20 protein-coding genes are annotated in these 19,377 nt (G+C 73.7%); 9 read left to right on the forward strand and 11 right to left on the reverse strand.

Annotated elements, in window-relative coordinates; translation table 11 throughout:
- Positions 1-4: 4 nt before the first annotated feature.
- On the reverse strand, positions 5-2,125 hold the full coding sequence (locus O7616_RS15585) for a SpoIIE family protein phosphatase (protein ID WP_282307460.1): 2,121 nt from the start codon (positions 2,123-2,125) through the stop codon (positions 5-7).
- Between the two features lie 199 nt (positions 2,126-2,324).
- Between O7616_RS15585 and O7616_RS15590 the strand changes: the two genes are divergently transcribed.
- Positions 2,325-3,134, forward strand: coding sequence for a hypothetical protein (locus tag O7616_RS15590; protein ID WP_282307461.1), 810 nt, complete (start codon positions 2,325-2,327; stop codon positions 3,132-3,134).
- Positions 3,135-3,234: 100 nt separating this feature from the next.
- On the opposite strand, the gene O7616_RS15595 is transcribed toward O7616_RS15590, so the two are convergent.
- Positions 3,235-3,588: a DUF6401 family natural product biosynthesis protein gene (locus tag O7616_RS15595; RefSeq protein ID WP_282307462.1), complete on the reverse strand. Its 354-nt coding sequence runs from the start codon at positions 3,586-3,588 to the stop codon at positions 3,235-3,237.
- Between the two features lie 163 nt (positions 3,589-3,751).
- Between O7616_RS15595 and O7616_RS15600 the strand changes: the two genes are divergently transcribed.
- Entirely contained in the window at positions 3,752-4,201 is a 450-nt protein-coding gene (locus O7616_RS15600) for a hypothetical protein (protein WP_282307463.1), read from the forward strand.
- Here O7616_RS15600 and O7616_RS15605 read toward each other — a convergent pair.
- On the reverse strand, positions 4,198-4,407 hold the full coding sequence (locus O7616_RS15605) for a hypothetical protein (protein ID WP_088990443.1): 210 nt from the start codon (positions 4,405-4,407) through the stop codon (positions 4,198-4,200). The two genes, O7616_RS15600 and O7616_RS15605, sit on opposite strands and share 4 nt — an antisense overlap.
- A 157-nt stretch (positions 4,408-4,564) precedes the next feature.
- On the opposite strand from O7616_RS15605, the gene O7616_RS15610 reads away from it, so the two are divergent.
- On the forward strand, positions 4,565-5,857 hold the full coding sequence (locus tag O7616_RS15610; protein ID WP_282307466.1) for an MFS transporter: 1,293 nt from the start codon (positions 4,565-4,567) through the stop codon (positions 5,855-5,857).
- Here O7616_RS15610 and O7616_RS15615 read toward each other — a convergent pair.
- From O7616_RS15615 to O7616_RS15630, 4 genes are all read right to left on the reverse strand, one after another.
- Positions 5,815-6,075 (reverse strand): hypothetical protein, encoded by a 261-nt coding sequence (locus tag O7616_RS15615; RefSeq protein ID WP_282307469.1) that lies wholly within the window; start codon positions 6,073-6,075, stop codon positions 5,815-5,817. The two genes, O7616_RS15610 and O7616_RS15615, sit on opposite strands and share 43 nt — an antisense overlap.
- A 109-nt stretch (positions 6,076-6,184) precedes the next feature.
- The gene (locus tag O7616_RS15620) at positions 6,185-6,646 is read right to left on the reverse strand and encodes an SRPBCC family protein (RefSeq protein ID WP_088990440.1); all 462 of its coding nucleotides are present in this window, start codon (positions 6,644-6,646) and stop codon (positions 6,185-6,187) included.
- Positions 6,647-6,697: 51 nt separating this feature from the next.
- Positions 6,698-7,114 carry a DUF2795 domain-containing protein gene (locus tag O7616_RS15625; protein ID WP_203149384.1) on the reverse strand — a complete coding sequence of 139 codons (417 nt, stop codon included), beginning with the start codon at positions 7,112-7,114 and terminating at the stop codon, positions 6,698-6,700.
- 98 nt (positions 7,115-7,212) lie between these two features.
- Positions 7,213-8,199 carry a YihY/virulence factor BrkB family protein gene (locus O7616_RS15630; protein WP_282307470.1) on the reverse strand — a complete coding sequence of 329 codons (987 nt, stop codon included), beginning with the start codon at positions 8,197-8,199 and terminating at the stop codon, positions 7,213-7,215.
- Between the two features lie 166 nt (positions 8,200-8,365).
- Between O7616_RS15630 and O7616_RS15635 the strand changes: the two genes are divergently transcribed.
- Positions 8,366-8,767 carry a ChaB family protein gene (locus O7616_RS15635; RefSeq protein WP_282261022.1) on the forward strand — a complete coding sequence of 134 codons (402 nt, stop codon included), beginning with the start codon at positions 8,366-8,368 and terminating at the stop codon, positions 8,765-8,767.
- Between the two features lie 65 nt (positions 8,768-8,832).
- Here the strand turns inward: O7616_RS15635 and O7616_RS15640 are convergent, their stop codons facing one another.
- A complete protein-coding gene (locus tag O7616_RS15640; protein ID WP_282307471.1) occupies positions 8,833-10,266 on the reverse strand; it encodes an aldehyde dehydrogenase family protein in 1,434 nt (477 codons plus the stop codon).
- Positions 10,267-10,338: 72 nt separating this feature from the next.
- On the opposite strand from O7616_RS15640, the gene O7616_RS15645 reads away from it, so the two are divergent.
- Positions 10,339-11,946: an NAD(P)/FAD-dependent oxidoreductase gene (locus tag O7616_RS15645; RefSeq protein WP_282307472.1), complete on the forward strand. Its 1,608-nt coding sequence runs from the start codon at positions 10,339-10,341 to the stop codon at positions 11,944-11,946.
- Between the two features lie 313 nt (positions 11,947-12,259).
- Here O7616_RS15645 and O7616_RS15650 read toward each other — a convergent pair whose 3' ends face one another.
- The 3 genes from O7616_RS15650 to O7616_RS15660 all read right to left on the reverse strand — a co-directional run bounded on the left by O7616_RS15650 (position 12,260) and on the right by O7616_RS15660 (position 14,642).
- A complete protein-coding gene (locus O7616_RS15650; RefSeq protein ID WP_282261018.1) occupies positions 12,260-13,027 on the reverse strand; it encodes a polyprenol monophosphomannose synthase in 768 nt (255 codons plus the stop codon).
- Between the two features lie 188 nt (positions 13,028-13,215).
- Positions 13,216-14,217 carry an SDR family oxidoreductase gene (locus tag O7616_RS15655; RefSeq protein ID WP_282307473.1) on the reverse strand — a complete coding sequence of 334 codons (1,002 nt, stop codon included), beginning with the start codon at positions 14,215-14,217 and terminating at the stop codon, positions 13,216-13,218.
- A gap of 2 nt (positions 14,218-14,219) precedes the next feature.
- On the reverse strand, positions 14,220-14,642 hold the full coding sequence (locus O7616_RS15660; protein WP_348773868.1) for an SRPBCC family protein: 423 nt from the start codon (positions 14,640-14,642) through the stop codon (positions 14,220-14,222).
- 171 nt (positions 14,643-14,813) lie between these two features.
- On the opposite strand from O7616_RS15660, the gene O7616_RS15665 reads away from it, so the two are divergent.
- Genes O7616_RS15665 through O7616_RS15680 form a run of 4 tightly spaced genes read left to right on the forward strand, consistent with a single transcriptional unit; the run spans position 14,814 to position 19,364 of the window.
- The gene (locus tag O7616_RS15665; RefSeq protein WP_282307475.1) at positions 14,814-16,502 is read left to right on the forward strand and encodes an HAD-IIIA family hydrolase; all 1,689 of its coding nucleotides are present in this window, start codon (positions 14,814-14,816) and stop codon (positions 16,500-16,502) included.
- Positions 16,499-17,473 carry a glycosyltransferase gene (locus O7616_RS15670; protein WP_282307476.1) on the forward strand — a complete coding sequence of 325 codons (975 nt, stop codon included), beginning with the start codon at positions 16,499-16,501 and terminating at the stop codon, positions 17,471-17,473. The genes O7616_RS15665 and O7616_RS15670 overlap by 4 nt, the downstream gene beginning before the upstream one ends.
- A complete protein-coding gene (locus O7616_RS15675; protein ID WP_282261010.1) occupies positions 17,458-18,675 on the forward strand; it encodes a glycosyltransferase in 1,218 nt (405 codons plus the stop codon). Before O7616_RS15670 ends, O7616_RS15675 begins: the two co-directional genes overlap by 16 nt.
- Positions 18,672-19,364 carry an SIS domain-containing protein gene (locus O7616_RS15680; protein WP_282307646.1) on the forward strand — a complete coding sequence of 231 codons (693 nt, stop codon included), beginning with the start codon at positions 18,672-18,674 and terminating at the stop codon, positions 19,362-19,364. Before O7616_RS15675 ends, O7616_RS15680 begins: the two co-directional genes overlap by 4 nt.
- Positions 19,365-19,377: the final 13 nt, after the last annotated feature.

Genomic DNA, 19,377 nt, shown 5'->3' on the forward strand with positions numbered 1-19,377 from the left:
CGGCTCAGGTGCGGATCTCGAACCAGACCGTGGAACCGCGGACCGACGGGTCGGTGCCCCAGGCGTCGCTGAGCTCCTCGATCAGGCCCAGACCGCGCCCACGACTGCTCAACGTGTCGGTGCGGGCCCGGGTCACGGTGCCCCGGGTGCCGGAGTCGGCGACCGAGACCAGCAGCCGCTCGGGGCTGAGGTCGATCTCCACCCGGGCCGCGGTGCCGGCGTGCAGCAACGCGTTCGTCGTCAACTCGCTGGTGCACAGCACTGCCGCCCCGATCACCGACTCGGCCACCTGCCACTCGGTGAGCTGACCGGTCATCCAGTGCCGGACCCGGCTGGGCGCGGTCGGCTCCGCGGGCATCTCCATGCTCGCCGACCGGCTCGGCTGGAGGGCGTGTTCGACGGCGAGGACCGCCACGTCGTCCTCGGTGCCGCCCGGCACCGCAGCGGTCGCCACCGCGCAGAGGGCGCGCGGGTCACCGCTGCCGGCCTTGGCCACGGCGTCGCCGAGGGTGGTCAGCCCGGCGGTGAGGCTGTGCCGGCGGCGCTCCACCACCCCGTCGCTGAACAGCAGCAGGGTGTCACCGGGGCGGAACGGGACCGTCGTGGTGCCCGGCCGACCGCCCAGGCCCAGCGGAGGGCCGGGCGGGACGTCGAGGTATTCGGCGTGCGGGCGGCCGGCCGCGTCGCCGCGACGGATCAGTGGCGCGGGGTGCCCGGCACTGGCCAGGGTCAGCTCCCGCCGCTCCGCGTCGATCACCCCGAACACCACGGTGACGAAGAGCTCGTGAGTGCCGGCCTCCACGCCCAGGCTGGTGACCAGCCGGTCCAGCCCGGTCAGCACGGCGGCCGGGGCCGGGTCGGCCAGAGCCAGCGCGCGCAGCGCGGCCCGGACCTGACCCATCCGCGCGGCGGCCTGCACGTCGTGGCCGGCGACGTCACCCAGCACCACGCCGAGCGCACCGTCGGGCAACAGGAAGGCGTCGTAGAAGTCGCCGCCGGCGGCGTTGCCGTCGACCCCCGGGTCGTAACGGGCCGCGACCCGCAGCCGGGGCAGGTCCGGCAGGTGCTCCGGCAGCATGCTGCGTTGCAACAGCTGGGCGGTGCCGTGCTGGGTCTCGAAGCGGCGGGCCCGCTCGGCGGCCTGACCGATCAGCTCGGCCGAGGCGGCCAGCAGGGCCCGCTCGGCCGGCGACCAGGTGTGCGGAATCTGGTAGCCGACCGCCAGCCCACCGCGCACCACCGACGTGCCCAGCGGCAGGGCCGCCACCGAGCGGACCTTCTGGTCGTGGCGGTCCACCGCGGTGTCCCGCAGTGGTTGCCCGTCCCGGACGAACGAGGGGCGACCCGAGCGGGCCGCCTGCACCACGGGCGTCGACCAGTCCGCCGGTGCGCGCCGCCAGAGCGGGGGGAGACGTTCGTCGGCCTCGTCCAGCAGTTCGCCGCGGACCCGGCGCACCATCCGCCAGCCGCCGCCGCCCTCGTCGACGACGAACGAGGCCTGGTCGGGGTCGAACGTGGTGATCGCGTACCGCAGCGCCACCCGGGCCACGTCGTCGAGGGTGAGCGTGCCGGCGAGCGCCGCGGCGACCTCGCTGAGACTCTGCAACTGCTCGGTGACGTGCGTCGTCTCGGCCGCGACCGTCAGCACGCCGACGGTCCTCCCGACGCTGTCGCGCACCGGCGAGTAGCCGCGGGTGAAGACCGCCTGCTCCGCCGTGGGGGAGTGGCCACGGACCAGTGGCAGGGTCGACTCCTTCTCCAGGAACGGCACACCCTGCCGGTAGCAGCGTTCGATCACCGCGCCGACGCCCGGAAGCGCCCAGATCTCGGCGAACACCTCGGCGGCCGGGCGGCCGAGCGCACCCGGGTGTTTGGTGCCCAGCAACTCGGCGTAGCCGCTGTTGTAGAGCAGCACCAGGTCGTCGCCGTACGCGAGTGCCATCGGCATCGGCGAGGCGAGGATCAGCTCCACCGCTGCTCGGACCGCCACGTCCCAACTCTGCGGCGGGCCCAACGGGGTGCCGGCCCAGTCGTGGGCCAGCACGGCAGCACCCACACCGGACCCGGGGGACGCGCCCGGGCCGGGAGTTGCTGGCGTGGGGACCCGCCCGACCGTTCCTGGCATGTCCGCAGCCTAGTCGGCCGGTGGGAAAAGGCATCCGATCATGACCGCGAGCCGTCGTCGCCCTCGGCCGCGACGGACGTTCGGGCAGTTCAGGGCCCCTGTCGGGTGGCTTGTCGTAAAAATGTCGGCGCTCCTCGCGGACTGCCGCACCGGTTGCCGGGTATGCGCCCGGCGCAGTCCATGCGACAGGAGGGACATCATGCTGAAAACCCTCGCGGTCCGGCAGGCCGACATCGGCGATGCCATCGCCGACACCTGGAGGTCAGTGCTGCTCTTCATCCCGAAGGCAGTGGCCTTCATCGTCATCCTCGTGGTCGGCTGGCTGATCGCCAGAGCCGTCCTCAAGATCGTGGATACGGTGCTGGAACGGGTGCGCTTCGACCAAGCGGTCGAACGCGGCGGGATCAAACGGGCCCTGGAGAGAACGAAGTACGACGCCAGCGACATCCTGGCCAGACTCGCGTACTACGCCGTACTGCTGTTCACGCTCCAGTTCGCCTTCGGAGTCTGGGGACCCAACGCGATCAGTGACCTGATCAGCGGCGTGGTGGCCTGGCTGCCGCGTGCGTTCATCGCGATCGTCATCGTGGTGGTGGCGGCCGCGATCGCCAACGCCGTCCGGGATCTGGTCACCGGCGCGCTGGGAGGGCTCTCGTACGGCAAGGTGCTGGCCGACCTGACGGCGATCTTCATCATCGCTCTCGGTGTGATCGCCGCGCTGAACCAGGTGGGTATCGCCACCACGGTGACGACCCCGGTGCTGATCGCGGTGCTCGCCACGGTGGCCGGCATCCTGATCGTCGGTGTCGGCGGTGGTCTGGTGAAGCCGATGCAGAACCGTTGGGACGGTTGGCTGCGTCGGGCGGCCGAGGAGGCGCGGGCGGTGCAGCAGCAGCGTGCGGCGACGACGGCCGGGCGCAGCGACGTGGAGCGGCAGATGGCCGACCGCGGCGGCGATCGTACCCAGGCGATGCCTCGGGTGGACGAAGCCCAGCAGTACCGCTCGTAACGGGCGGAACGGCACGGCTGGTGGGGAGGGTGTTCCGCGGACGACGCGGGACGCCCTCCTCGCGCCGTACCCGGGCGGTGGCCGCCGGGCCGGCCGGCCGTCAGGCCCGGTCGAGCGAGCGGGCCAACGCGCAGACCGCGAGCAGTCGGGTGAGCAGCCACTCCGGGTGGCTCCAGTCCACCGGCCCGGCCGGTGGCGTCCACCCGTGCTCCAGGGCGGCCGTGCGGACCCCCTCGGCGTAGCCGGCGAGCATCGCCGCGCTCAGCGGTCGGCGGTCCCCGTCGAGACTGTCCCGCACGGCGGCCGCGTGCTGGTCGACGAGGGCGAGCAGCCCTGGTCGCGCGGCGGCGGCGGCGAGGCCGACGGTGCCCACGGAGACGGTGAGGGCGGCCAGGGTGGACCGCGCCGAGTCGACGGCGGTACGGGAGGCGACCCGGGTGAACGGCACACGCATGGTGACCGAGGCTAACCGACGGGTGACCGCGTCGACCTCGGCCGGTCGGCGGATGTCGGCTACGCCACCGGACGACCAGGTGCTGACCGTGGGGGTTGATCCGGCACAGACGGGGCAGCAGGAACAGCACCCGCAGACGGCGGCATACGGCACGGAGGCACGAATGGCACAGCAGTTGGACGGACCGGACGAGCGGCACCGGCGGCCGGCCGGCGTGAGCGACGCGACGGTCGCCGCGCTCGGCAAGCTCAGCGAGGCGTTGGAGTGCGTGGAGCGGGCCCGGGGGCATCTGTACTCGATGCACCAGTTGATCGGGCACGCCGACCTGATGCTCGACGACGCGGTGGAGCAGTTCCGCGCCGCCGGGCATCCGCGAATCGCCGAGCGGATCGGCACCGAGCTGCGGGGTCGCAACGTCATCGCCGGGCGGTGGACGTTCCAGATCGTCGAGGACTTCGACGACGGTTACCACGCGCTGTTCCGGGAGCTGGACCGACAGGCCCGGGACGAGTTGGTGGGCGGGCGACGGCACCTCTACGAGGCGGAGATGAAGGAGCGCCGCCGCAGCCCGGGTCGGCCGGGGCACGAAGCCCGGCCGGGCGGGACGAACTAGTCGCCGGTCGCGTCGGCCGGGCGACGCCGCGCCGCGTCGTCGGCGATGATCACGACGGCCACCATCAGTGCGACACAGAGGCTGAACAGCCACGACTCGTCGGCGACGAGCCAGGCGGACACGGGCGCCTGCAGCGCGGCGAGCAGGAAACCGAGCCAGGCGAGCCGGCGCTGGCGCGGGGAGAGAACTCCGGAGCCTTGATGCATCCCGAAATTCTTACGCGAACACGCCGGATTGCCGTCCCCCGATCGGCCGATTCTGGATGAGCTGTCCGTTTTCTCGACCGTCCGGACACGACTTCTTTCCGCAGCGGGCGACCGGGTGCCGACCGCGCTAGGGTGCCCTGCGGCAGGATGGTGTTCCGTGTCCACCACGCCACCACGCCCCCGCGCCTCACTGCTCCTGCTGGCCTATCTCGGTTTCGTCAGCCTCGGCCTACCGGACAGCCTGCTCGGTGTGGGCTGGCCCTCGATCCGGAGCGACTTCGACGTACCGACCGAGGCGGTCGGATGGGTGCTCACCGCCGGCACGGTCGGTTATCTCACCTCCAGCGTGCTGGCCGGGTTCACGTTGGCCCGGGTCGGCGTGGGCGTCCTGCTCGCCGGGAGCACACTGCTGGCCAGCCTGGCGCTGACCGGGTACGCGGTGAGCCCCACACTGGCCGTGTTCGTGGGGTGTGCGCTGCTGGTCGGGCTGGGGTCGGGCGCTGTCGACTCCGGGCTCAACGCGTACGCGGCCTCGGCGTTCGGGCCACGCCACATGAACTGGCTGCACGCCTTCTTCGGTCTGGGCGTGGCCATCGGCCCGCTGATCATGACCGGCGTGCTCAGCGCCGGGCTGGCCTGGCGCTGGGGTTACGGCATCGTGGCCGCCGCCCAACTCGGCCTCGCCGTCGCGTTCGCACTCACCGTGCGGGCCTGGCAACGGGGCGTCCCGGCCGCCACCCCGGTCGGCGACGCCGCCGGACCCTCACCCGCCACGTCGGCGGTCGTCCGGGTCCCGGTCCGGGAGACGCTGCGGATGCCCGCCGTCTGGTCCGGGACGCTCGCCTTCGCGCTGTACGTGGCCATCGAGGTGTCCGCCGGCCTCTGGGCGTTCCTCCTGCTGACCGAGGGGCGCGGGCTGAGCGCGGCGGTGGCCGGCGGCTGCGTCTCCGCGTACTGGTTCAGTCTCTTCGTCGGTCGGATCGTGCAGGGTGTGGTGGCCGAGCGGCTGGGTTCCGGCCTGGTGCTGCGGGCCAGCCTGGCCGGCATGGCGGTGGGCGCGGCGCTGATCGCCGTCCCCGGACCGGCCGTGCTGGCGGTGTGCGGTCTGGTCGTCGTCGGTTTCGCCGCCGCGCCGGTGTTCCCGCTGCTCACCCTCACCACCGCCGACCGGGTCGGCCTGGCGCACGCGGACCGGGCGATCGGACTGCAGATCGGCGCGTCCGGCGTCGGCGCCGCGCTCGTCCCGGCCGGGCTCGGCGTGCTGATCGCCAACACGTCGGTGCAGGTGCTGGGATCGGCCCTGGTGGTGCTCGCGCTGGGGCTGATCGCGCTGTACGAGTGGGGTGCCCGTCGACCCACCGCCGGGCCGCCCGCGCCGGTGGTGCCCGCCCAGCCCGGCGGGGACGATCAGACGTCCGGTCCGGTCCGTCCGGTCGTGGACGGGCGGTAGGCGCGCTGCGGGTCGGTGGCCTCCCGGGTGTCGCCCTGGGCCTGCCCCTCCCGGTCGGACGCGGCCGGCCCGTGCCCGAACGCGGCCTCTTCGCCCGCGTCGTTGCCGGTCACGTCGTCGGCCTGCCCGTCGAGGCTGGAACCGGACACGGCCCGTTCCAACTCCTCCAACGGGAGTCGTTCCTCGTCGCGCCACACCCTGATGTCGTCGTCGGTCATGCTCTCAGCCGTACCCGGGCGCGATGATCGCAAACTGTGTCCCGTGGGCGGGCTCGGAGACGGCGATGGCCGCCGGGGATCCGGCGGCCATCGGTGACGCTGTGCGCGGTCACGGCTGCGGGCGGTCCACCGACCCCCGCCAGGCACCGGTCTCCTGACCGCGCCGCTCGATGTACGTCTTGAAGCGCTCCAGGTCGCCCTTGGCGCGCCGGTCGACGATGCCGAGCTTGTCGCCGGCCTGCTCGACCACGCCGTGCGGCTCGAACTCGAGCTGCAGGGTCACCCGGGTCTTGTCCGCGTCGAGCCGGTGGAAGGTCACCACGCCGGCCTGCTGCGTGCCGTCGGTCGAGCGCCACGCGACCCGCTCGTCCGGAAGCTGTTCGGTGATCTCGGCGTCGAACTCGCGCTTCACCCCGGCGATGTCCACCTTCCAGTGGGTCATCGTGTCGGAGAGCTGCCGGACCTCCTGCACACCCTCCATGAACTCGGGGAACTCCTCGAACTGCGTCCACTGGTCGTACGCGGTGCGTACGGGCACGGACACGTCGACATGTTCGGTAACGCCACTCATCAGAGAACCTCCCTCAGTCGCTAATGGTCGTCGGGTCGGGGGGCGACCCGGTCACCAGCGAGTCGTCTCGTTCTTGTTGCCGAGCGCGGCCCACACCTCGGAGACGGTCTGGTAGACGGTGCCCTCGGGCAGCCGTTCCAGTGCCGCCACGATGTCGTCGGGCGCCTCGTTCTCGCGGGCGCTGGCGACGAGCACCAGGCGGTCACCCGGCAGCGCGCTCATCGAGATGAACCGGCCCAGCCGGCTGCGCTGCTCGACGTCCGTCGAACTCATCCCCTGTGGGGTGCCGGTGCGCAGGTCGCCGGCCGGGGCGGTGGTCGTCTCCGGCTGGTCCTCACCGGCCGGCTCCGGCACCCGCGACTCGTCGACCCGTGAGCCGCCGGTCCCCGGCCCCTGCACGAGGCCGCTGACCTCCTGGCTCATCTGTTCGTCGATCCTCGGTCCGTGCTTGCTGTTGCCACGCTCCATGCCTTCTGCGCTACCCGGCACCCCGCCCGCTAAACCGGCACCCGGTCACGAACGGGCCCAGGCGCGGGCGTCGAACCGGACGACCACCCCGAGGTGGCTCAGTCGTCGGCCGGCCTGCGGGGTGGCAGCACCGGGTCGTCCGGGTCCGGGTCGCCGCCCTGCAACTGCCGTCCGCGCTGCACCTCGGCGTTGATCTGCACCCCGAGCATGAGCGCGGAGTTGCTGAGGTAGAGCCACACCAGGAAGGCGATGGCCGCGCCCAGGCTGCCGTAGGTGGTGTTGTACGAGCCGAAGTTCGCCACGTAGAGGCCGAAGCCGAAGGAGACCGCGGCCCAGGAGACCAGGGCCACCGCGCCGCCGGGGGTGAGCCAGCGGAAGCGGGGCTGCCGCACGTTCGGCGCGATCCAGAACAGCAGGGACAGCAACACCATCATGATCATGGCGAGTACGGGCCACTTCGCCACGCTCCACACCGTGCGGGCCAGACCACCGGCGTTGATCAGATCCCCGACCGCGTCGGTGACCGGACCGCTGACGATCAGACCGAGGGCGACCACCGCGAGCAGCACCAACGTGATCGCCGCCAGGCCGATCTGGAGCGGGCGGAGCTTCCACACCGGGCGGCCCTCGGTCACCCCGTAGACGGCGTTGGAGGCTCGGGTGAACGCGCCGATGAAGCCCGACGCGGACCACAGCGCGCCGAGCAGGCCGAAGCTCAGCAGCAGCTCGGGATTGCTCTGGTCGACCACCACCGACCGGATCACCCCGATCACGCCGCCCTGGTCGTCGGAGAGCACCGCACCTGCGCCCACCTGGTTGGCCAGGTCGACGACCGTGTCGACGGTCTGCTCGCCGGAGGAGACCAGCCCGACCAACGCCACCACCACGATCGCTGACGGGAAGAGCGCGAGGACCCCGTAGTAGGTGAGCGCGGCGGCCCAGTCCGAGCAGTTGTCGGTGACGAAGTTCTGCACGCTGCGGACCAGTACGCCTCGCCAGGTCCGCCAGCTCAGCTGCCGCATCCGGCGGGGAACCCCGGCGCGCTGTGCACCGTCGATCGCCGTACCGGGCTCCATGGTCGTCATGCCCGCTCCCTGCGCCCCGGCCACCGGATGACCGGTCGTCCGGTCGGGCCTGGCCCGCCGGTACCCGCACCGGGAAATCGACAAACCCGACCACCGTGACCGCCCGTTTAGCCCGGGACCCCGGGGGAACGTCAGAGGGAATCTGACCGACACGGAGGAGGACGAGATGCCCGGGCGCGAAGACCTGCCCAGCACGCTGCGACGCTCCCCGGAGAAGGCGCAGCGCACCTGGGAGAAGACGCACGACTCGGCGGTCGAGACCTACGGCGAGGGGGAGCGGTCGCACCGGACCGCCTTCGCCGCGGTGAAGCACCAGTTCGAGAAGGTGGGCGACCACTGGGAGCCGAAGGGCCGCAAGGGGCCGAGCGACCAGCAGGCCGCCGGCGGCGGACCGGAGCGGCGCGCACCCACCGCCGGTGGGGTGGACGCCAACGCCAGCAAGGACCACCTGATGTCGGTGGCCCGCGAACTGGACGTCCCCGGCCGCTCCAGCATGAACAAGCCGGACCTGGTCAAGGCGATCCAGAAGGCCAACGACCGGGCCACCCGCAAGGCTCGCGGGGACTGACCCGACAGACGACGGTACGGGCGGGCGCACCACCCCTGCGTCCGCCCGTTCCGTTCACCACGGGCTCACCACCGGCCGCCGCCCGGCGCTTCGATGTGCACCGCCTTGGTGGCGGTGAACTCGTCCAGCAGCTCCGGGCCGTACCCGAAGCCCTGCCCGCTGGCGCGGCGTGGATGCGCGGCGCCACCCGGCGCGCCGCCGAACACCGCGTTGACCTTGACGGTGCCGACCGGCAACTCCCGCCAGGCCTGCTGCGCGTGACTCATCGACGGGGTCAACACGGTGGCGGCCAGCCCGTACGGGGAGTCCGCGGCGCAGCGCAGGGCCTCGTCGAACGAGTCGACGACCACCACCGGCGCCACCGGTCCGAACGTCTCCTCGCGTACCAGCGGCATGTCGTGCCGGCAGTCGGTGACCACCGTGGCCGGGTAGAACGCCCCCGGCCCGTCCGGCACCTCGCCGCCGACCCGCACCCGCGCGCCGGCCGCCACCGCCGCCGCCACCTGCCCGTGCACGTGGTCGCGGTGCCGCCGGTCGACCAACGGGCCCAGCTCGGTGCCGGGGTCCCGGCCCGGCCCGACCCGTAGCGCCTCGGCGTGCCGCGTCAGGGCGGCCACGAAGTCCTCGGCCACCTCCCGATGCACGTAGATCCGCTCCACCGCCACGCAGATCTGCCCGGCGTTGGCGAACGCGCCGAGCGCGGCCTGCCCCGCCGCCCACTCCGGGTCGACGCCCGCGTCGACGACCAACGGATCGCTGCCCCCGTTCTCCAGGAGCACCTTCGCGCCGGTGCGGGCCGCGGCGGCGGCGATCGCCCGCCCGGTCGCCGTCGAACCCACGTGCGCCACCACGTCGACCTCCTGCGCGGCCAGCGCCGCACCGACCTCCGGACCCCCGGTGAGCAGGGACAGCACGCCCGCCGGCAGTGCCTCGTCCAGCGCCCGGGCCAGCAGCCAACCCGTCGCCGGTGCCCGTTCGCTCGGTTTGTAGAGCACCACGTTGCCGGTCACCAGGGCGGCGCCGAGCAGCCCGCAGGAGACCGCCACCGGGTCGTTCCACGGGGTGATCGCGGCGACCACACCACGCGGCTGCGGGGTCAGGAAGTCCAGCGCGTCGACTCCGCCGTTGAGGGTCCGCCCTCCCCGCAGCGGGGCCAGCTCCGCGTACTGTCGCAGGGTGCCGATGCCCGCCTCGACGCCACCGCGGGCGTCCGCCGACGGCTTGCCCATCTCCGCCGTGACCGCCTCCGCCAGTTCCTCGGTGGCCGCCGCCACCGCGTCCGCGGCCCGGTGCAGCGCCGCCGCCCGTTCGGCCGGCGCGGTCGCCGCCCACGCCGCCGCCGCGTTCCGTGCCGCCTGGGCCGCCTTGCCGACCTCGTCGGCGGTGGCCACCGGCACCGTGCTGACCGGCGCTCCGTCCGCCGGGTCACACACCACGAGTTCACCGCCGTCGCCGCCCGCGCCCCACACCCCGCCCACCAGCTGCGCAACCGTGTACATGCGGCGCTGGATGCCCGGGTCCGCGCGGGACAAACGCGTTTCGCCCGGTTGTACGCCGGGTAGGCGGATCGGATGACCACCACCGCCGCGCAGAGCGCGGACGCCGTCATCGTCGGGGCCGGCCACAACGGTCTGGTGGCGGCCAACCTGCTGGCCGACGCCGGCTGGGAGGTGGTCGTGCTGGAGGCCACCGCCGCGCCCGGCGGCGCGGTCCGCTCCGCCGAGGTCACCGCGCCCGGCTACCTGAGCGACCTCTACAGCTCGTTCTACCCCCTCGGGTACGCGTCACCGGTGCTGACCGGTCTCGACCTGGGTCGGTACGGGCTGTCCTGGCGACACGCGCCGGACGTCCTGGCGCACCTGCTGCCGGACGGCCGAGCCGCGGTGATCAACCGGGACCCGGACGTCACCGCGGCCTCGCTGGAGCAGTTCGCCCCCGGTGACGGCAAGCGCTGGCTCAACGCGTACACCGACTGGGTCGAGGTGGCCGAGCCGATGCTGGACGCGATCACCTCGCCCTTCCCGCCGGTGCGGGGCGGGTTGGGTCTGCTGCGTCGACTGCGGGTCGCCGGTGCGTTGCGACTGGCCCGACGGCTGGTGGTGCCGGTGCGCAAGCTCGGCGACGAACTCTTCGACGGCCCCGGCGGGCCGGCCCTGCTGGCCGGCTGCGCCCTGCACACCGACCTGTCCCCGGAGGAGGCCGGCTCCGGGGTGTACGGCTGGTTGCTGGCCATGCTCGGTCAGCAGATCGGTTGGCCGGTCCCCGAAGGCGGGGCCCAGCAGATCACCAACGCGCTGGTGGCGCGGCTGCAGGAGCGCGGCGGGGTGATCCTCTACGGCGCTCACGTCGACCGGGTGCTCACCGCACGGGGCCGGGCGATGGGGGTCCGCACCGTCGGCGGCGCGCTGTGGCGGGCCCGCCGGGCCGTCCTCGCCGACGTGCCGGCGCCTGCGCTCTACCTCGACCTGGTCGGCGCGGCGGCCCTGCCGTCCCGGCTGGTGGAGGATCTGGCGCACTTCCGCTGGGACGGTTCGACGCTGAAGGTGGACTGGGCGCTGTCCGCGCCGGTGCCGTGGACCAACCGGGAGTTGGTCGGCGCCGGCACCGTGCATCTGGGCGCGGACCTGAACGGGTTGACCCGGTACGCGGGCGAGCTGGCCCGCGGCGAACTGCCCCGGGACCCGTTCCTGCTGGTCGGGCAGATGTCCGTGGCCGAGCCGAAGCACTCCCCGCCGGGCACCGAGTCGCTCTGGTCGTACACCCATCTGCCGTTCCGTCGGGGCTGGCGGGCCGAGGACGTCGCCGGTCACGTGCAGCGCATGGAGGACGTGTTGGAGGCGGCGGCCCCGGGTTTCCGGCAGCTCATCGTCGGACGGCACGTGGCGGGGCCGGCCGACCTGGAGAAGGGCAACCCGAGCCTGGTCGGCGGCGCCCTCGGCGGTGGCACCGCCGCCGCGTACCAACAGTTGTTCCTGCGCCCGATCCCGGGCCTGGGCCGGGCGGACACCCCGGTGGACCGGCTCTTCCTGGCCAGTGCGTCGGCGCATCCCGGCGGCGGGGTGCACGGCGCGCCCGGCGCGAACGCGGCCCGCGCGGCGCTGGCCCGCGACCGCGCCCTGACCGGCCGGGCCTACGCCGCAGCCATCGCGACGGCCCACCGAGCGGTCTACCCCGACTGACCCGCGCGCCGCTTCCGCGCGCCGCTCCCGCGTCCCGCGTACGCGCGCGCCGCGTCCCGCCCGCAAGATCCGCGCAACTTCCCCGATGTTGCTGCCTCCGAGACGCGGGAAGCAGCAACATCGCTGATGTTGCGCGGATCTTGGGCGTGGCGGCGTGGCCGCGCGGCGGCGTGCCTGCGCGGCGGCGTGGCGGCGTGGCCGCCCGGCCGCGTGGCGGCGTGGCGGCGCGGCCGCATGGCGGCGTGGCCGCCCGGCCGCGTGGCGGCGTGCCTGCGCGGGCGCGTGGCGGCGTGGACGGGCGCGCGGGTGGGGTTCAGTTGGTGATGTTGCGGTGCTTGCTGCGCAGGCGGAAGGGCATCAGGGCGCTCTCCACCTTGGTCGCGGTCGTCATCTTGGACGCGCCCTCCTGGCGCTCCTCGAAGCGGATCGGCACCTCCAGGATGGTGTGCCCCAGCTTGGTGGCGAGGTAGTGCATCTCCACCTGGAAGCTGTAGCCGTTGGACTGCACCCGCTTCAGGTCGATGTCCCGCAGCGCGTCGGCTCGCCAGATCTTGAAGCCGGCGGTCAGGTCGCGGATGCGGACCCGCAGCAGGGTGTGCACGTAGAGGTTCGCCCAGCCGCTGAGCGCCCGGCGGTACAGCGGCCAGTTCTCGTCCAGCTCGCCGCCCGGCACGTAACGGGAACCGATCACCACGCTGGCCTGGGTGGAGAGCAGCGCGCCCAGCATGCCCGGCAGTGCCTCCGGCGGGTGCGACAGGTCGGCGTCCATCTGCGCCACGTACTCGGCGCCGCCTTCGAGCGCCCGCCCCATCCCGTCGACGTACGCCCGGCCGAGGCCCTCCTTGCCGGCACGGTGCACGACCTCGATCCGCTCCGGGTGCTCGATGGCCAGCTTGTCGGCCACGTCACCGGTGCCGTCCGGGGAGTTGTCGTCGGCGACGAGGATGCGCAGGCCGGGCAGCGGCAGTGCGAGTAGCCGCTCCACAAGTGTGGGCAGGTTGCCCGCTTCGTTGTAGGTGGGCACGACGACGGTCAGGCGTACGTCCCGCCACGGCGACGGCAGCTGCACAGGCTCGATCATGCGGACATCCTCGGTTTGCGGACAGGGGGCTCCTGGAAAGGGTATCCAGTTGTCACATTCGGGTTGAAGAGGCACCCCTTCCGGGCGTTGCGGGCCCCGATGGACAGCCGTGTCCGATCATCGATCCGCTGGTGGTGGGGTTGCCAGGCCAGCGGCCGTGGAGGCCGGGCCGCGCCGGTCACGGTCGGTCAGCGCCGCAGTCGTGCCGCGGCGGCGAGGGTCAGTGCCGCGACGGTGAGTACGGCACCGGTCAGCGCCGGCTTGTGGGTGCCGACCCAGAGCGCCGCCGAACGGTCGTGGGCCCGGTCGGAGAAGATGCCCGCCGCGCCCCGGTCGGTGTCCTCGTCACCGGGATGGTCGAGATTGTCCCGCCAGGCGGCCGGATCGATCTCCTCGTCGGTCTGCTGGCTGTCGTAGCCGTCGCGGGCCAGCTTCCGGTCGAGCAGCCCGGGGAACAGGATGTCGGCGAGCCGTGCCTGCCACGTCGGGCCGCCCACGTTCAGCTCGCGGGTGCCGCGCTCGGCGGCCCAGACGATGGCCCGGGCGGCCAACTCCGGCGTGAAGATCGGCGGCACCGGCTGTGGATGCCGGGGCAGCCGGGTGCGGACCCAGGAGAACTGCGGGGTGTTGACGGCGGGCAACTGCACCATCGACAGCTTCACCCCCGGGCTGTCGTGCAGCAGTTCGGCGCGCAGCGAGTCGTTGAAGCCCTGCACCGCGTGCTTGCTCGCGCAGTACGCCGACTGCAGCGGGATCCCCCGGTAGGCCAACGCGGAGCCCACCTGCACGATCGTGCCCCGCCCGTGCGCCCGCATGTGGCGCAGCGCCGCCAGGGTGCCGTGCACCGTGCCCAGGTAGGTGACCTCGGTGACCCGGCGGAACTCGCGCGCCGGGATCTCCCAGGCGGGCGCGAACACCGACACCATGGCGTTGTTGATCCACAGGTCGATGCCGCCCCACCGGTGCACCACGTCATCGGCGGCCTCCTGCACCGCTCCCGCGTCGGCCACGTCGACCCGGTAGGCGCGCACGTCGGTCGCGCCGCGCAGCCGGCACTCCCGCTCGGCGGCGGCGAGGCCCGCCTCGCCCCGGGCCAGCAGCGCGAGCCGGGCGCCCCGGGCCGCGTACGCGTGGGCGACGGCCCGACCGACGCCGGCGCTCGCCCCGGTCACCACCACGGTCTGCGTCACGGTCACCCCTTCTGTCGGGTGGCGATGTCGGCGAGCCGGTCCAGCGTCTCCCGGTTGCGCAGGTGCAGCACCAGGTCGTTGAGCTTGGTGTGGAGCCAGCGCAGCGGGCCGGCGGCGAAGTCCTCCCCGATGCGCACCCGCGTGGCGTCCTCGCCGACCGGTTCCAGCGTGAAGGCCACTATCGCCTCACCCGCCGGCCAGAGGCCGGCCTTGAGGACGAGCCGGTGCGGCGGTTCGCAGACCAGCACCGTCGAGGCGTCCTGCAGCGAGAACGGCCACGGCCCGGCCCGGTGGTGCAGTCGGCTGCCCACCCGCGGCCAGGTGTCGTCGACGTCGCGCATGTGTGCGGTGCCGACCACCCAGTCGCTGTACGTCCACCCGTCGGCCAGCACGTCGAACACCTGCTGCGGGGGAGCTTGGATCACTTTCTCCACAATCGCCACTGGACTCCCATACCCGCGCCACGGCGGCGCTAACGACCGGCGCGTTAGCTTCTCCGGCGCGACGGGTAAGGCCCACCGGGGCGCCGCTGGTGGCGCTGGCCCACCCCCTCGGCGACGACGTTTACTCCTTCGGGCGCAGGGAACCCGCCGGCTGTGCGACAGGACCAGGAGGAGCCGTATCAGCGCAGGTCAGCCCGGGTGTACGCCGCTGCTGACCGCGCCGGTTCCGCCGGGTCGCGGCACCTGACCGCACGCCCCCGGGGCGTCCTGTACGACGCGGTGCTGCTGGACCGCGACGGCACGCTGATCGAGGACGTCCCGTACAACGGCGACCCGGAGAAGGTGCGACCCGTGCCGGGAGCGCGGGCCGCGCTGGACCGGTTGCGGGCGGCCGGGCTGCGGCTGGCGGTGGTCACGAACCAGTCGGGCCTGGCCCGGGGCTACTTCACCGGGGAGCAGATGCGGGCGGTGCACGCCCGCGTCGAGGAGTTGCTGGGACGGTTCGACGCCTGGCTGGTCTGCCCGCACGACGACGAGGACCGGTGCGACTGCCGCAAGCCGGCACCCGGTCTGGTGCACGCCGCCGCCCGGGAGCTGGGCACCACCGCGTCCCGGTGCGTGCTGGTGGGCGACATCGGCCGGGACATCGCCGCCGCGCTGGCCGCCGGGGCGACGGGCGTCCTGGTGCCCACTCCGGTGACCCGACCGGAGGAGGTCGCCGCCGCCGGGTGGACGGCCGGCGACCTGCCGGCGGCGGTGGACGAGATCCTGCGCCGTCAACAGGCCGTACGGCCGGCGACCCCGCCCGCCGAGCCGGTACGGACCGCTCTGGTGGTGCGGTCGGACTCGGCGGGGGACGTGCTGGTCACCGGGCCGGCGATCCGCGCGGTCGCGGCCGGGGCGCAGCGGGTGGTGCTGCTGTGCGGGCCGCGGGGGCGCGCCGCCGCCGAACTGCTGCCCGGCGTCGACGAGATCATCGAGCACCCGCTGCCCTGGATCGACAGCACGCCGGGGCCGGTCGACCCGGAGGACATGCGGGGCCTGATCACCCGCCTCGGCGCGGTCGGCGCCGAGCAGGCGGTGGTGTTCACCTCGTTCCACCAGTCCGCCCTGCCGCTGGCCCTGCTGCTGCGGATGGCGGGGATCGGCCGGATCGCGGCGATCAGCGACGACTACCCGGGCTCGCTGCTGGACGTCCGGCACCGGGTGCCGGTGGGCGTCCCCGAACCCGAACGCGCCCTCTCCCTCGCCGCCGCCGCCGGCCACCGGCTGCCCGAGGACGACGAACCGGTGCTCCGGCTCCGCCACGACGCCGTGGCGGCGCGTCCGTCCGGTCTCGGCGACCCGGGGTACGTGGTACTGCACCCCGGTTCGGCCGCGTCGAGCCGGGCGTGCCCGCCCGAGGTGGCGACCCGGATCGCCGGGGCGCTGACCGCCGCCGGGCACCGGGTGCTGGTCACCGGTGGCCGCGACGAGCGGAACGTCACCGCCCGGGTCGCGGCGGCCGGCGGCGTCGACCTGGGTGGACGAACCGACCTGGCCGGGCTGGCCGGGATCGTGGCGGACGCCGGTGCGGTGGTGGTCGGCAACACCGGGCCGGCGCACCTGGCCGCCGCCGCCGGGGTGCCGGTGGTGAGCCTCTTCGCGCCGACCGTCCCGTTCGGTCAGTGGGGGCCCTACCGGGTGCCCACCGTCCGGCTCGGCGACGCCGCGGCGCCGTGCCGGGACACCCGGGCCGCGAGCTGCCCGGTCCCCGGCCACCCCTGCCTCAGCGGTGTCGACCCGGACGAGGTGGTCGACGCGCTGCGGATGCTCGCCGTCGGTGGTGGTGGCGGCCGATGAACATCCTGCTCTGGCACGTGCACGGGTCCTGGACCACATCGTTCGTGCACGGCGACCACCGCTACCTGATCCCCACCACACCCGACCGCGGCCCGTACGGTCTCGGCCGGGCCCGCACCTACCCCTGGCCGGACAGCGCGGTCGAGGTCACCCCGGAGGATCTACCCGGCACCGACGTCGACGTGGTCATCCTGCAACGGCCGGAGGAGATCGACCGGGCCGAACAGTGGCTGCGTCGCCGCCCCGGACGCGACGTGCCCGCCGTCTACGTCGAGCACAACACCCCGAAGGGCGACGTCCCCGACACCCGGCACCCGATGGCCGACCGCGACGACCTGCTCATCGCCCACGTCACCGGGTTCAACCAGATCTTCTGGGACACCGGCACGACCCGCACCACAGTGGTCGACCACGGCATCGTCGCCCCCGCCGTGTCCTACACCGGCGAGTTGGACCGGCTCGCCGTGGTGATCAACGAACCGGTCCGACGCGGCCGGGTCACCGGCACCGACCTGCTTCCCCGATTCGCCGAGATCGCCCCGCTGGACGTCTTCGGGATGGGCGTCGCCGGGCTGGCCGACCACCTCGGGTTGCCCGCCGACCGACTGATCAGCCACGACGACGTGCCCCAGCACCGGATGCACGCCGAGCTGGCCCGGCGGCGCGCGTACCTGCACCTGTGCCGGTGGACGTCGCTCGGGCTCAGCCTCATCGAGGCGATGGCGATCGGCATGCCGGTCGTCGCGCTCGCCACCACCGAGGCGGTGATGGCGGTGCCGCCGGAGGCGGGGGCCCTCGCCACCCGGACCGACACCCTGCTCGACGCCGCCCGCCGGTTCATCGACGAACCGGCGACCGCACGTCAGGCCGGAGCGGCGGCGCGGACCGCCGCCCGCGACAGGTACGGCCTCGACCGTTTCCTCGCTGACTGGGACCGGCTGCTGGAGGAGGAAGTATGCGGATCGCGATGATCTCGGAGCACGCCAGCCCGCTCGCCGTCCTCGGAGGGGAGGACGCCGGCGGCCAGAACACGCACGTCGCGGAGTTGTCCGCCGCGCTCGCCGCCGCCGGGCACGAGGTGCGGGTCTACACGCGCCGGGACGCGCCCGACCTGCCGGTGACGGTCCGCAGCCCGGACGGGTACGACGTGGTGCACGTGCCCGCCGGGCCCGCCGAGCCGGTGGCCAAGGACGCGCTGCTGCCGCACATGCGGGAGTTCAGCCGCTGGCTGACCGAGCGCTGGCGGGGCGGGGACTGGGTGCCCGAGGTGATCCACGCGCACTTCTGGATGAGTGGCCTGGCGGCGCTGACCGCCGGTCGGCAGACCGGGGTGCCGGTGGTGCAGACGTACCACGCGTTGGGCACGGTGAAGCGCCGCTACCAGGGGGTGCAGGACACCAGCCCGGCCCGGCGGGTGTCCTACGAGCGCGAGTTGGGCCGCTCGGTGGACCGGATCGTCGCCCAGTGCCGCGACGAGGTGGGCGAACTCGTCCGGATGGGGGTGCCCCGGTCCCGGATGACCGTCGTGCCCTCCGGGGTCAACCTCGCCACGTTCGCCCCGCTCGGACCGGCCGCCGACCGGGAGCCGGGTCGGGCGCGGATCCTTACCGTCGGCCGGCTCGTCGAACGCAAGGGCTTCCAGACCGTGATCCGTGCCATGGCGCTGGTCGCGGACGCCGAGTGCGTGGTCGTCGGCGGCCCGCCCGAAGGGTTGCTGGAGACCGACCCGTACGCCCGGCGGCTGCGGGCCCTCGCCGAGTCGTGCGGGGTGGCCGATCGGGTGCACCTGGTCGGCGCGGTGCCCCGGGAGGAGATGGGCCGCTGGTACCGCTCCGCGGACCTGCTGGTCGCCGCACCCTGGTACGAGCCGTTCGGGTTGACGCCGCTGGAGGCGATGGCCTGTGGTGTGCCGGTCGTCGGCACCGCCGTCGGCGGCATCCGGGACACCGTGGTCGACGGCACGACCGGTGACCTCGTACCGGCGCGGGACCCGCATGCTCTGGCCGCCGCGATCCAGGGGTTGCTCGACGACCGGATCAGGCGTTTCGCGTACGCCACGGCGGCCCGCGAGCGGGCCCGGACCCGGTACTCGTGGGCGGCCACCGCCGAGCGGCTGGTCGAGGTCTACAGCGAGGTGGCCGCCGTCCGTCGGCCGACCCGGGTGGTGGCCTGATGCCGGCGGATAGCCTGCTCGACACCCACCTGACGAATCTCGCGGCGGCGCTGGTGCCGTACCGGCGGTGTGAGTCGCAGTTGGCGCGCTGGGGTGCCGACCTGGCCCACCGGCTCGCCAACGGGGGTCGGCTGCTGGTCGCCGGCAACGGCGGCAGCGCGGCCGAGGCGCAGCACCTCACCGCGGAGCTGGTCGGCAAGCTCCACGACGACCGGCAGCCGCTGTCGGCGATCGCGCTGCACGCCGAGACGAGCGCGCTCACCGCGATCGCCAACGACTACGGCTACGACGACGTCTACGCCCGGCAGGTGCGCGCCCACGGCCGCCCCGGTGACGTCCTGCTGCTGCTCAGCACCAGCGGGGCCAGCCCCAACCTGGTCCGCGCCGCGCAGGCCGCCCGCGTCGTCGGCGTGACCAGTTGGGCGCTCACCGGGGCCGTCCCCAATCCGCTCGCCGACGCCTGTGACGACGTGCTGGCCGTCGTGTCCGGTGACACCCAAGTCGTCCAGGAGCTGCACCTCGTGACCAGTCACCTGCTGTGCGAGTACCTGGAACAGGAGTTGCCCGCCGCGTTGGCCGCGGCCGACGCGGCGGCTGTCATCCGCCGCCTGCCGGGGGAGCCGGGTTCGGTGCGCGCCGGGGTCGACGTGGTGCTCGACGGCGAGGCCGCCCAGCAGGTCGACGCGTGAGGATGAGGAGGCA

Origin of the sequence: Micromonospora sp. WMMD964, assembly GCF_029581455.1 — a bacterium.
In the GTDB taxonomy this organism is placed as follows: domain Bacteria; phylum Actinomycetota; class Actinomycetes; order Mycobacteriales; family Micromonosporaceae; genus Micromonospora.

Coding starts and splice junctions, on each gene's coding strand:
- O7616_RS15650 (WP_282261018.1), bottom strand. CDS start 13,027: ATGATCGAGCCTGTGCAGCTGCCGTCGCCGTGGCGGGACGTACGCCTG.
- O7616_RS15600 (WP_282307463.1), top strand. CDS start 3,752: ATGGCACAGCAGTTGGACGGACCGGACGAGCGGCACCGGCGGCCGGCC.
- O7616_RS15640 (WP_282307471.1), bottom strand. CDS start 10,266: ATGTACACGGTTGCGCAGCTGGTGGGCGGGGTGTGGGGCGCGGGCGGC.
- O7616_RS15615 (WP_282307469.1), bottom strand. CDS start 6,075: ATGACCGACGACGACATCAGGGTGTGGCGCGACGAGGAACGACTCCCG.
- O7616_RS15645 (WP_282307472.1), top strand. CDS start 10,339: ATGACCACCACCGCCGCGCAGAGCGCGGACGCCGTCATCGTCGGGGCC.
- O7616_RS15670 (WP_282307476.1), top strand. CDS start 16,499: ATGAACATCCTGCTCTGGCACGTGCACGGGTCCTGGACCACATCGTTC.
- O7616_RS15635 (WP_282261022.1), top strand. CDS start 8,366: ATGCCCGGGCGCGAAGACCTGCCCAGCACGCTGCGACGCTCCCCGGAG.
- O7616_RS15585 (WP_282307460.1), bottom strand. CDS start 2,125: ATGCCAGGAACGGTCGGGCGGGTCCCCACGCCAGCAACTCCCGGCCCG.
- O7616_RS15630 (WP_282307470.1), bottom strand. CDS start 8,199: ATGACGACCATGGAGCCCGGTACGGCGATCGACGGTGCACAGCGCGCC.
- O7616_RS15625 (WP_203149384.1), bottom strand. CDS start 7,114: ATGGAGCGTGGCAACAGCAAGCACGGACCGAGGATCGACGAACAGATG.
- O7616_RS15605 (WP_088990443.1), bottom strand. CDS start 4,407: ATGCATCAAGGCTCCGGAGTTCTCTCCCCGCGCCAGCGCCGGCTCGCC.
- O7616_RS15595 (WP_282307462.1), bottom strand. CDS start 3,588: ATGCGTGTGCCGTTCACCCGGGTCGCCTCCCGTACCGCCGTCGACTCG.
- O7616_RS15590 (WP_282307461.1), top strand. CDS start 2,325: ATGCTGAAAACCCTCGCGGTCCGGCAGGCCGACATCGGCGATGCCATC.
- O7616_RS15675 (WP_282261010.1), top strand. CDS start 17,458: ATGCGGATCGCGATGATCTCGGAGCACGCCAGCCCGCTCGCCGTCCTC.
- O7616_RS15620 (WP_088990440.1), bottom strand. CDS start 6,646: ATGAGTGGCGTTACCGAACATGTCGACGTGTCCGTGCCCGTACGCACC.